Origin of the sequence: Micromonospora sp. NPDC023737, from assembly GCF_040639715.1 — a bacterium.
In the GTDB taxonomy this organism is placed as follows: Bacteria; Actinomycetota; Actinomycetes; order Mycobacteriales; family Micromonosporaceae; genus Micromonospora.
In genome coordinates this window covers 83,584-95,760 of record NZ_JBFAAL010000009.1, presented here as the reverse complement: position 1 = coordinate 95,760, position 12,177 = coordinate 83,584, and the positions used below count along the sequence as shown (strand labels likewise).

At 70.0% G+C, this 12,177-nt stretch carries 8 protein-coding genes; 4 read left to right on the top strand and 4 right to left on the bottom strand.

Going from position 1 to position 12,177, the window contains the following annotated elements; translation table 11 throughout:
- Together AB0F98_RS20115 and AB0F98_RS20110 are read left to right on the top strand one after the other, a co-directional pair.
- Positions 1–369: a MerR family transcriptional regulator gene (locus AB0F98_RS20115; protein WP_357737383.1), complete on the top strand. Its 369-nt coding sequence runs from the start codon at positions 1–3 to the stop codon at positions 367–369.
- 85 nt (positions 370–454) lie between these two features.
- On the top strand, positions 455–907 hold the full coding sequence (locus AB0F98_RS20110) for a hypothetical protein (RefSeq protein WP_357737381.1): 453 nt from the start codon (positions 455–457) through the stop codon (positions 905–907).
- Between the two features lie 166 nt (positions 908–1,073).
- On the opposite strand, the gene AB0F98_RS20105 is transcribed toward AB0F98_RS20110, so the two are convergent.
- Positions 1,074–2,681: a ricin-type beta-trefoil lectin domain protein gene (locus AB0F98_RS20105; RefSeq protein WP_357737379.1), complete on the bottom strand. Its 1,608-nt coding sequence runs from the start codon at positions 2,679–2,681 to the stop codon at positions 1,074–1,076.
- A 283-nt stretch (positions 2,682–2,964) separates the two neighbouring features.
- On the opposite strand from AB0F98_RS20105, the gene AB0F98_RS20100 reads away from it, so the two are divergent.
- The gene (locus AB0F98_RS20100) at positions 2,965–3,933 is read left to right on the top strand and encodes a phosphotransferase (RefSeq protein ID WP_357737377.1); all 969 of its coding nucleotides are present in this window, start codon (positions 2,965–2,967) and stop codon (positions 3,931–3,933) included.
- Positions 3,934–3,973: 40 nt separating this feature from the next.
- Here AB0F98_RS20100 and AB0F98_RS20095 read toward each other — a convergent pair whose 3' ends face one another.
- Positions 3,974–4,531: a winged helix-turn-helix domain-containing protein gene (locus tag AB0F98_RS20095; protein WP_357737375.1), complete on the bottom strand. Its 558-nt coding sequence runs from the start codon at positions 4,529–4,531 to the stop codon at positions 3,974–3,976.
- Positions 4,532–4,820: 289 nt separating this feature from the next.
- Here AB0F98_RS20095 and AB0F98_RS20090 point away from each other — a divergent pair, with 289 nt between their 5' ends.
- Complete coding sequence (locus AB0F98_RS20090) at positions 4,821–9,236, top strand: S8 family serine peptidase (protein WP_357737373.1); 4,416 nt, start codon at positions 4,821–4,823, stop codon at positions 9,234–9,236.
- Positions 9,237–9,479: 243 nt separating this feature from the next.
- On the opposite strand, the gene AB0F98_RS20085 is transcribed toward AB0F98_RS20090, so the two are convergent.
- Both AB0F98_RS20085 and AB0F98_RS20080 read right to left on the bottom strand, forming a co-directional pair.
- The gene (locus tag AB0F98_RS20085; protein ID WP_357737371.1) at positions 9,480–10,022 is read right to left on the bottom strand and encodes a winged helix-turn-helix domain-containing protein; all 543 of its coding nucleotides are present in this window, start codon (positions 10,020–10,022) and stop codon (positions 9,480–9,482) included.
- Positions 10,023–10,836: 814 nt separating this feature from the next.
- Positions 10,837–11,988: a CoA transferase gene (locus tag AB0F98_RS20080; protein WP_357737369.1), complete on the bottom strand. Its 1,152-nt coding sequence runs from the start codon at positions 11,986–11,988 to the stop codon at positions 10,837–10,839.
- Positions 11,989–12,177 lie beyond the last annotated feature (189 nt).

The window sequence follows — 12,177 nt, the reverse complement described above, 5'->3', positions numbered from 1 at the left end:
GTGCGGATCGGCGAGCTGGCCCGGGTCACCGGTGTGTCGACCAGGACCCTGCGGTTCTACGAGGGCCTGGAGCTGCTGGAGTCCCGGCGCGCATCCAATGGCTACCGCGAATACGATCCGGCGGCGGTGGTGCGGGTGAGGAACATCCGTCACCTGCTCTCCACCGGGCTGACCCTGGACGATGTCGCCCACTTCCGCCGTTGCCTCGACGGCGACCTGCGTGCCGCCACGCCCGCTCCGGCCATGGTCGCGCTCGCCCGGCGGAGGCTCGCCCTGCTCGACGATCGGATCAGCGCGCTCAGCGCGGCCCGGGACAACCTCGCGCGCGGTCTGCGGGACGCCGTCGGCGACGGTGCTCCGTCGTGTTGACGACGAACGGTCCCCGCCGGGCTTGACCCTCGAGCTGGTCGAGTCCGCATGATCTCCGTCGCTGACCGAGATGAGGGAGTGGGCGATGGATCTCGACAGTCCGGTGCTCCGGATGTGCCAGGACGGCATGCGCGCCGAGGCCGAGGGCCGACCGGCGGCGGCCCGTACGCTCTTCCGGCGGGCGTGGGACGCGAGCCGCGACGACTACGAGGCCTGCGTGGCGGCGCACTACCTGGCGCGCCATCAGAGCGAGCCCGAGGAGATCCTGTACTGGAACCGGGAGGCGCTCGCGCGCGCAGACAGGGTCGGTGACGACCGGGTGGCTGCCTTCTACCCGTCGCTGCACGTTGGCGTGGGGCTCGCGTACGAGCGGCTCGGCGATCCCGACCGGGCGCGGGTCGCGTTCGACCGCGCCCGCGAGCACATGCCCGCGCTGCCACCCGGCGAGTACGGCGACCTGCTGCGCGCCGCCATTACCGAGGGCCAGGCCCGCCTGGGTGGACCGCGGGATCGAGACCGGGTCGCGCCTCCCAGCTGACCTGCGGCCGGGGCCGCTGCCGTCGGGCCGCGCCGCGGCGCCTCGGGCGGGCAACCGGCTGATCGCCGGCCAGGTGCCGCGCGGCAACCGGGCCGGTGAGGCGTAGGTGTGGGCGGCGGGTGGCGGGCCGTCGCCGGGCGTCCGGCGACGGCCCGCCGCGTACGGGTCAGTTGGGGTTGTCGCCGTGGGTCAGCGTCTCCCAGGCGACGAAGAGGTTGTTGGTACCGGCGGGACGTTGCTGCAACGTGAGGGTCTGCGTGTTGGTCATCGCGTTGCCCAGGCGGTTGGCCATGGCGTTGTAGCCGACCTCGGTGATCGGACCGAGACCACGCACGAGGCTTCCGTCGCAGAGCCAGGACGGCGGCGCTTCGCCGAGCTGGTACCGCGAGTGGAAGCCGAGAGCGTGCCGTAGCCGCTCACCGACCTGCGGGTAGAGGTCCAGACCCTGGATCCGCGAGGTCTCCGCGACGTGCGAGATGGCTGAGATGCCGTACCCGGTGTGGGTGAAGTCGCGGCAGGTCTCCTGGGCGAGCCCGGCCACGAAGGTGGACTGGTCGTGCCAGTAGCCGATGATCTCGCCGGGGGTGTCCAGGCCGCTGCCGGGGACCGTGTACGGCAGGGGGCCGTCGCTGGGCAGGTAGACGAAGGCGCGGGTCCGGTTGAGGAAGCGGGTCACCGCCGCGTTGTAGGCTGCCCGGTCCTCCAGGAAGACGGAGATGCCGACAGCGGCCTCCATCATGGTCAGCTCCCAGTTTCCGTTGCTGTTGGAGCCGTTGCGTACCACCGGCAGGTAGACGTTGCGCAGCATGGTCGAGAACCGGTTGACATTGGGCCAGCTGCTGTACGTGTACCTGATGATCTCCGCGGCGCGGGGCCAGACCGAACCCGCCCATCCGGTTTGCAGGGGGGCGTTGCTGCCGGTGTGCGAGGTGATCGTCGCCGACCAGGCGTCCATGATCTGGATCGCCTTCTGTGCGTACCGGGTGTCGCCGGTGATGTGCCAGGCGAGCGCGTCGGTGTACGCGGCGATCGCGTCCTCGCGCTCATCGGTGCAGCCGTTGTTCGGGTTGGAGTAGGAGCCGCACTCGACCACCGGGCGCGGTGCCGGGTTGCGTGACAGCGAGGCGTATCGGCTGCTCATCATCTGGTCGAACGCCGACGCCCAGGGCTGCGCGCCGGCCTGCACCCGGCCGCGGATGAAGTCGAGTTGCCCGCGGCTGACCAGCACACCGGGGTGGGTGAAATCACCGGACGGCGGTGGTGTCGTGCCGCCGGGCAGCGTCCAGCTCTGGTTCGCGGCACCGGTGCAGCTCCAGATCTGCAACGGGGTGCCGTCGGCGGAACTCGGGCCGGTCGCGTCCAGGCACTTGCCCGAGTTGGGGTTGACCAGCTGCGTGCCGCTGGCCGCCCACTGCTGTGCCCCGGTGCCGTTGCAGTCGTAGAGCTGCACCTTGGCGCCGTTGGCGCTGCTGGCGGCGGCGACGTCGAGGCACTTGCCGAGCGCCCGGACGGTGCCGTCGTCCGCGACGGTCCATTGCTGGGCGGCGCTGCCGTTGCAGGTCCAGAGCTGCACCTGGGTGCCGTTGGCGGAGCTGGCGCCGGCCACGTCGACGCACTTGCCGCCGTACCCCGTGATGGGGCCGACGGTGGCCGCGTACGCGCTGGGGGCGCCGACCGTCGTGCTCGCGGGTACGACGAGGGCGACCGCGGCGAGCGCGGCGGCCAACCGGGTGCGGTGCCGGCGGGGTGGAGGCTCGGGTGATCGTCGCGCCATGTCATGATCCTTCCCACCGCGATGCGGTACATCCGGGACAAATCCGCTGCTGACCGGCGCGCCGGCAACCGGATGGTGGCGTGGGGCTGTCAGGCCTGGTCGGTGGTAGGGGCTCGGTCGGGACGGCGGACCAAACTGTTAATTGTGTTAATCATTACATGTAAACTCATCGCTATCAATGTCGGCATGCTGAGTACCAGGCATCGAACGGCATGCGGGTGAGCGGTACCGTCCGCGGGCACGTCCGCGAACCCGGCCGGATCAGGGGACGGGAGTGTGACAAGTGACCGAGCCGGTGCGGAGCAGGGGCGCGGTGAACGGAGCGCCGGCGGAGCAGGGCCTCGACCGCGAGGTGTGCGCGCGGTGGCGACTGACGCCCGGGCCGGCGCTCGGGCACCGCGGGAAGGGGACCTGGGCGGTCACCCGTGGTGGCGAGCCGTTCGTGGTCAAACACCTGCATCCGCAGCGCTTTCCCGACTGGCGTTACACGCTGCGGGTGGCGGCGGCGTTGCGCGCCCAGGGGTGGCCGACCCCGGAGCTCGCCGAGGAGCCGGTGAGCGTCGCCGGCGGCGCGTGGGTGCTCTTCCATCGCCTCCCCGGCCGATCACCGAACCCGGCCGAGGCGGACAGGCCCGCCGAGGAGCGTGCTCGGGGGAGGCTGCTCGCCGAGCTCCACGCGTCCGCCGCGGCCACCGGCATCGTCGACCAGCGGCGTGGGTTCACCCTCCCGGCGGAGCTGGTGCGCGACCCGGTGCTGGACCACTGGCTGCGCGTGCACGAGGCCGCCCGCCCGGACGAAGGGCGGGCGCTGCGGGCGTACCGTGACGCGGCGCTGCGATGGTTCACCGACAATCCCGTCGGGAACGCTCCGCGCAGCGTCGTCCACGGCGACTTCGTTCCCTGGAACCTGCTGTTCGACGACGGCCGGCTGACCGGCGTCGTCGACTTCGAGGGAACCCACCACACGTACCAGGTGGCCGACTTCGCGTTGTCTTGGCGTGGCCACCACGATGACGTCCTGCGGGGCTACGACGAGGTGCGCCCCTTGTCGGACGGCGAATGGGCGTTGGTGCGGCCGACCTTCTGGGCGTGGTTGTTCATCGGGATGAAGGATCTGCTCGCGAGCCACTACGGCGGAGTCGGGCGGGTCGACTCGCTGCCGACGCTCGAATGGCAGGTCCGTCACCTCCGGAGGCACTCACCTCTGCTCGCGGCGAAGGTGGGCGCGTCCCCGCTGGCCTTCGACCAGTGACGCGCACCGGCCAGGTAACGGCTGCCCGAAAAAGGCAACGTCAGCCGCCGCCGACCCGTGGTTGCCGGTGGTCGGTCAACCGGAGGCCGACGCCGCGTACCGCGTCGATGGTGACGCCGGTGCCGAGCTCGCCCAGCTTGCGCCGCAGTCGCTTGACCAGTGACTGTACGTCCGCCCGGCGCTCCAGGCCCTCGTCGCGCCAGACCGCCCGGTGCAGCTCGGCGTAGCTCCACACGCGCACCGGCTCGGCCTTGAGACAGGTCAGCAGATCGTGTTCGAGGCGGGTCAGCGCGACCTCCTGGTCGCCGTAGCGCGCGGTCGACCGGGCCGAGTCGATCAGCAGTGCGTCGTCGACCGGATCGGGCGGGGTGGGTGGCGCCGGCGTCGCCCCGGACAGGTGGCGCGGGACGGCGATCAACCGACGCAGTTCGTCGACATCGGCCACCAGCAGCAGTGGTGCGACGCCGTCGAGGCGCTCCGCGAGCCGCAACCGCTCGGCAGGCGACGGCGCCACCGCGATGACCAGCGGATACAGCTCCTCGGCCGGATCAGGACCGTCCGGCACCGCAATCTCGTCGACCTCGCCCACCGTACCCATCCCGGGAATGACGGGCAGTTTCTGCCCGCATTGATCTTGGCCGTGACAATTGTTGGCAGGCGTCAAACCGTTGCCAACAAACTCTTAGTGACAACTTGCTCACCGCATGTGCTTGATCGTCCATTCATCTCGATCATAGTGTCCAACCGGGCAACCGGCGTGACCCGCGCGGTGCATGGGGGGGCTTGGAGGGGATCGTCCGAACCGGTATCCAGACGGGGACGATCGTCCTGCACCTTCACCATGGCCCATTCAACCCCCTGGGTCGTCCTGAAGGAGGCAACACCGAATGTTCAGACGTCCACATTGGACACGCGTCGCCAGATCCCTGGTGAGCGCGGGCGCGGCGACGGTTCTCGTCGCCACAGCGCTCGCCGCCACGGGTTCGGGCGCCCAGGCCGCATCAGGCGGCTTCGGCACCGGCGCACCCTCTCCGGCGGACAAGATCCGTCCGGAACTCACCAAGCAGCTCGAGGGCAAGGCCGAGAGCGACTTCTGGATCCGCTTCAAGGACCGGGCGGACCTGAGCCAGGCCAGCAAGAACAAGGACTGGAACAAGCGGGGCGCCGAAGTGGTAGCCGCCCTCAAGAAGGCCGCCGACGAGAGCCAGGCCAAGGTCAAGGCCGAGCTCTACGGCACGGGCGCGAAGTACCAGAGCTTCTGGGCGACCAACGCGATCCGGGTCAGCGGCGGCTCGCTGGGGCTGGCGCAGAAGATGGCCGCGCACTCCGAGGTCGAGGCCCTCTACGCCCCGGTCGCCTACCAGATCCCCAAGACCACCGAGGGGGACGCCGAGAAGGCCGTGAACGCCCTCGAGTGGGGCATCGCCAACATCAACGCCGACGACGTCTGGTCCCAGTACGGCGTCACCGGTGAGGGCATCACGATCGCCAACATCGACACCGGCGTCCAGTTCGACCACCCGGCGCTGGTGGGCTCCTACAGGGGCAACAACGGCGACGGCACGTTCGACCACAACTACAACTGGTTCAACGCCGCCGGCACCTGCGCGGCGGCCCCCTGTGACGGCGACGGCCACGGCACCCACACCATGGGTACGATGGCCGGCTCCGACGGTGGGGCGAACCAGATCGGTGTCGCCCCCGGCGTCAAGTGGATCGCCGCGAACGGCTGCTGCCCCAGCGACGCCGCTCTGATCAACTCCGGTCAGTGGATGCTCGAGCCGACCGACCTCAACGGCCAGAACGGCGACGTCACCAAGCGGCCGAACATCATCAACAACTCCTGGGGCACCGTCCTGCCGTCGAACGACCCGTTCATGGAGGACGTGACCCTGGCCTGGACGGCGTCGGGCATCTTCGGCGTCTTCTCCAACGGCAACAGCGGCCCCGGCTGCCAGAGCAGCGGCTCTCCGGGCAGCCTGGAGAGCAACTACTCGGCCGGCGCGTACGACATCAACAACAACATCGCCTCCTTCTCGGCGCGTGGCCCGGGGCAGAACGGCGGGATCAAGCCGAACATCTCGGCTCCCGGCGTGAACGTCCGGTCCAGCGTGCCGGGCAACGGGTACGCGAGCATCAGCGGCACCTCGATGGCGGCCCCGCACCTCGCGGGCGCGATCGCGCTGCTGTGGTCGGCGGCGCCCGGGATGGTCGGCGACGTCAACGCGACCCGCGGGCTGCTCGACGACAGCGCCGTCGACACCAACGACGCGCAGTGCGGTGGCACCGCCGATGACAACAACGTGTGGGGTGAGGGCCGGCTCGACGCGCTCGCGCTGCTCAACTCCGCGCCGATCGGCGACACCGGCACCGTGACCGGCACCGTCACCGACGCGGGCACCGGTGCCCCGCTCGCGGGTGCGGCCGTGGCCCTGACCGGCCCGGCCGACCGGCAGCTCAGCACCGGGGCGGACGGGAAGTTCTCGTCCCTGCTTCCGGTCGGTGACTACCAGGTCGTGATCACCGCGTTCGGGTACGCGCAGAAGACGGCGACCGCGACGATCACGCCGAACGGGACCACGACGCTCAACATCGCGCTCGACGCGGTGCCGAGCGTCAACATCACCGGTACCGTCACCGACGGCTCCGGGCACGGTTGGCCGCTCTACGCCAAGGTCACGGTCGTGGGCCCGTCGGGCCTGTCCGACTACACCGCGCCCGGCAACGGCCGCTACAGCCTCCAGGTTCCGGCCGGGGCGACCTACAGCCTGAAGGTCGAGTCGGTGTACCCGGGCTACGAGACGGTGACGAAGGAGGTCGTCGTCGCCTCGCGCAACGTCGTCACCAACGTCGCCGTGCCCGCGAAGGCGGACGCGTGCGAGACGGCGCCCGGCTACGGCTACGGCTCCGACGGTGAGTTCGAAACCTTCAACAGCGGCACCACGCCGAGCGGCTGGGAGGTCGTGGACCACCTGGGCAACGGCCAGGTCTGGAAGTTCACCGACGACGGCAACCGGGGCAACCTGACCGGTGGCAACGGCGGCTTCGCCAACGTCGACAGCGACCGCTACGGCGGCAGCGGGCAGCAGGACACCTCGCTGGTCAGCCCGGTCGTCGACCTGAGCGACGTCACCGCGCCGGTGATCCGGTTCAACCAGGACTTCAACTGGCTCGGCCCGGAGAAGGCCGACGTGGACCTCAGCCTCGACGGCGGCGAGACCTGGACGAACGTCCTCAACCAGACGAACGACGCCGCCGGTCCGCGCCTGACCGAGGTGGCGATCCCGCAGGCCGCGGGTCAGTCGCAGGTCCGCGTGCGGTTCCACTACTACGACGCCGCGTACGAGTGGTGGTGGCAGGTCGACAACGTGCTCATCGGCAGCGAGGTCACCTGCGAGCCGACCGACGGCGCCCTGGTGTTCGGCCACGTCCGTGACAAGAACACCGGCGGGTACGTCAACGGTGCCACGGTCACCAGCGCCGACAAGCCGGCGGAGAAGGTCACCACGGTGGCGACTCCGGACGACACCGGTCTCGAGGACGGCTTCTACTGGATGTTCTCCTCGCTGACCGGCACGCACAAGTTCACCGCGACGGCCGGCAACTACGTCAGCCAGAGCAAGAACGTCGACGTCCAGGCCGACTGGGCGACCGGCACGAACTTCCAGCTCAAGGCCGGCCAGCTGTCCGTCACCCCGGGCACGCTGAGCGGCACGGCCAAGATGCCCAGTGGCAAGGCCAGCAAGACGTTCACCGTGACCAACACCGGCGGCGCGCCGGTCGACGTCGCGTTCGGTGAGCGCGACGCCGGCTTCGAGCTCCAGCGGGCCGACGGGTCCCGGGTGAGCCGGCAGCAGATCCTCGGCGCCGAGGGTGCGCCCGAGCAGCGGCTGAAGGTGGCGACCTCGTTCGCCGCCCAGGCCTCCGGCAAGTCGTCGACGGCGGCCACCGCGGTCGGCCCCCAGGCCGACCCGTGGACGAACCTGCCCGCCTACCCGGCAGTCGTCATGGACAACCGGGTGGTGAACCTCGACGGCAAGGTGTACTCGATCGCTGGTGGTGACGGGTCCGCGTCCAGCACGAAGAACTACGTGTACGACCCGGTCGCCCAGACGTGGTCGCCGATCGCCGATCTTCCTGAGGCACGCAACGCCCTGACGGTGGGTGTCCTCGACGGCAAGATCATCGCGACCGGCGGCTGGGCGGCTGCCGGCCCGTCCGGCACCACCTGGGCGTACGACCCGGGCGCCGACTCCTGGAGCCAGCTCGCCGACAACCCGGCGCCGCGCGCCGCGGCCGGGCAGGCGATCGCCGACGGCAAGCTCTACGCCATCGGCGGCTGCACGAGCTCGGCCTGCACGCCGATGTCGAGCACCGTGGTCCGCTACGACCCGGCCGGCGACAGCTGGGAGACGCTGCCCGAGTACCCGAAGTCGGTGGCGTTCGCCTCCTGCGGCGGGATCGACGGCATGATCTACTGCACCGGCGGTAACGACGGTGCCACCGCGCACAAGGCCAGCTACGTCTTCGACCCGGGTGCCAACACCTGGAGCCCGATCGCCGACGCGCCGGTCGACCAGTGGGCCTCGTCGTTCGCTGTCGCCAACGGCAAGCTGCTGATCGTCGGTGGTGTGCAGGCTGGTGCCGTCACCAACGCCGCCTTCGCCTTCGACCCCAGCACCGGGTCGTGGGAGAACCTGCCGAACGCCAACGCCCCGCGCTACCGCGGTGGTGCGGCGTGTGGCTTCTACAAGGTCGGCGGCTCCTCGGGTGGCTTCACCCCCACCCGGGAGAGCGAGGTGCTGCCCGGCTTCGAGGAGTGCGCCGTCGGCGGCGCCGACGTCAGCTGGCTGACGATCGACAAGTCCGAGGTCACGCTGGCGCCGGGTGACAAGGTCACGGTCACCGTCGGAATGACGGCGAACGTCGACCAGCCGGGCACCTACACCGGCCAGGTCACCATCAAGGAGAACACCCCGTACACGGTGGATCCGGTGACCGTGTCGATGACCGCGCAGGCTCCGAACACCTGGGGCAAGCTGATGGGTACGGTCACCGGGAACAGCTGCCAGGGCGGTGCTGCTCCGCTGAACGGCGTGACCGTCCAGGTCGACTCGTGGGCGAGCTCGCTCACCCTCTCCACCAACGCGGAGGGTAAGTACGCCTACTGGCTCGACAAGCGGAACAACCCGCTGACCATGATCGTCGCCAAGGACGGCTGGAAGCCCCAGACCCGTTCGGCGAAGATCAACACCAGCACGCCCACGGTGGAGGACTTCGCGTTGTCTCCCACCAAGTGCTGACGCTTGACCGCTGACGCACGACGTCCGGCCCGCCTGGTCCCACCAGGCGGGCCGGACCCCTTCCTGGACCCGCCGCACGGCGTGCTGTGGGTCGGCCCCGGGCGAGGGCACAACATGCGCGATGTCGCGGCCCGAGGGGCCCTGAGGGCGCAACCTCCGGGTGCGGCGGCGAGGTCAGGCCTGGCTGCCGTGCCCCAGCTGGGCGCGCAGCCGCGTTCTCCGGCCGCCGGGGCGCCTGTCCGGTCAGGCCGAGGCGAGCCGGAAGCCCACTCCGCGGACGGAGTCGATGGTCGCCGAGGCGTCCAGCGTGGCGAGCTTCCGTCGTATCCTGCGCACCACCGAATGCATGTCGGAGCCGCGCCCGAGGTGTTTGTTGCCCCAGACCTTGAGGTGCAGCCGTTCGTAGGTCCAGACCCGGCCGGGCGCGCCCATCAGACACAGTAGAAGGTCGTGCTCCAGGCGCGTCAACTTGATCTCGCGGTCCAGCCAGCGCGCCACCCGCCGGTCCGAGTCGACAGTCAGTGCCGGCGCCGGCGCCGGCGCCGGTGGTGCGGGTGGCGGTGGCGCGGTGGCGCCGGGCCCGGCGTCGACCGTGATGGCCCGTACCGGGCGGATCTCCGCCTCGGTGGCCGGTTTCTCGGCTCCGCCGAGAAATTCTCTCGCCTGATCGACGCTCGAGACGATCAGGAACGCCTCCGTGCCGCCGAGCAGTTGCGCGAGCTGCCGGCGCGCGGCCGGCGCGGAAGCGATGCCGATGACCATGGATGCGACCGGGATCCCCCGCATTCCCCACCTCTTCCGGTTTCCCCACTGACACCGGGATGGTTCCTGGATGACGCAGATCAATCTGCGGAGTGACCCTAGCCGGGCTTTATCTCGGTTTGGTTAAGAATATTTGCACGTAGGCATTCATAAATGGAGTCTCATGGCTCGCGATCTCGGCATTGTCATGTTCATGACAAGGTGACCGAGTTTTGACAGGAACCCTTTTCCCTGTATCGCCTGGTTGCGCCCGGTCTGGGGGCGTCGGTTACGGCTACCAGCGAGTACGTTGGCGCATTGGCGCCCGCCGGCCCGCCGTGCAGCGGCGAATTTCCGGAATCGAGTGCATTCGCATTCTGCCCCATGTTGTTGAACGGCAACTCGGCATCGGAGTCAATAATCGGTTGCACTCCAGTGCGGGCCGGGGCCCGTCCTGGCGCCGGGATCGTCGCTGCGGGGTTTCGTTGTATACATTTCTGTCGGCCGTGGATACGGGGGGGATTGGCCAAGGCAATGGTTGCGGAAGTCGTCGTGCGGGGTGGTCGTCGGTCCGCAGGTAATGTGCCCTCGGCCCGCACGCCGGCCCGCCGAGCCCGACCCCGTCGACCCGGGCCACAGCCCCGCCCCCGGCCGGTGCCGTACCGGCCGGGGGAGCGGAGAACGCCACGGTGGGCTCGGCTGCGCGCGGGCGACCACCCGTCGGCGAGCAACCATGCCGCGTCGGTGCCCGCGCCGTTGCACAGCCCGTTGATGACGAGACGGGTCTTCATCGACGACGACGCTCCAGTCCGGATGGCCGAAACTTAGCTACACATCGATGAGCTGTCAGGAAGGATTGCTACATTTCGGAGGTTCGGCCCCGCAGCCACGCACGGATCTGTTCGCCGTGCTCGTCGAGCTCGGGCGGTGGCAGTTCGTACCGTGCCGGGGTCTCCGACAAGGTGATGGGGTGGCGGATGCCCGGCACGCCGCCGACGGTGACCACCGGGTCGAGCCCCAGTTCCTCGGCGAGCGAAACGCCGCCGTCGACGGTGTTGATGGGTGCGCACGGCACGCCGGCGGCCAGCAACTCCCGGAACCACTCGTTCTTCGTGCGCTGGGCGAGCCGTTGGACGAGCAGCGTCCGCAACTGCTCCCGGTTGGCGGTGCGGTCCCGGTTGCGCGCGAAACGCGGGTCGTCGGGCAGGTCCGGCAGGTCGAGCACCTGGCAGAGCCTGCGGAACTGGCCGTCGTTGCCGGCGATGACGACCAGTTCGCCGTCGGCGGTGGGCAGTGGCTCGTACGGGCAGAGGCTGGGGTGCGCGTTGCCCATCCGGTACGGGGCGGTGCCGCCGGCGACGTAGCCGCTGGTGTGGTTGACCAGCCCCGACAGCGCGGAGCTGAGAAGGTTCACCTCGACGTGCTGGCCGCGGCCGGACTGCCCGCGGTGGTGCAGGGCGGCAAGGATGCCGAGGCTCGCGTGCAACCCGGCCATCACGTCGAAGACGGCGACGCCGGCGCGGTAGGGCGGGCCGTCCGGTTCGCCGGTGAGGCTCATGAGGCCGGAGACCGCCTGGACCATCAGGTCGTAGCCGGGGTGGTTCGCGCCGGTGCCGGTGCCGAAGCCGCTGATGCTCGCGTAGATGACCTTCTCGTTGGTGGCGGCGACGGTGTCGTAGTCCAGGCGGAACCGGGCGAGACCGCCGGGGCGGAAGTTCTCGATCACCACGTCGGCGCGGCGGACCAGTTCCTGGGCCGCCGCGAGGTCGTCCGGGTCCTTCAGGTCGAGCACGACGGAGCGTTTGTTGCGGTTGATGCCGAGGTAGTACGTCGAGACGTCGTCGCGGGTCGGGGGCATCCAGGTACGGGTGTCGTCACCGTCCGGGCCCTCCACTTTGACGACCTGCGCGCCCAGATCGGCCAGGAGCATCGTGGCGTACGGGCCGGCGAGGATCCGGGAGAAGTCCGCGACGAGCAGGCCGGCCAGCGGGCCCGATGATTGCTGCACCATGTCTCCGCCCGTTCTGCGGACGGGTGTCCGCGAAATCAGCCTGCTCCACCTGGACCGCCCCGGTGTCACCGGGAACGCGGACGACGGACGCCAGCCCGAAGCCGCCCCCCGGCAATGATCGATGACGATGGCACCCGTCGGGCGCCGGCCCCTCGCGGTTCGTCCCCGGTGCCACTAGAGTCGACCGCA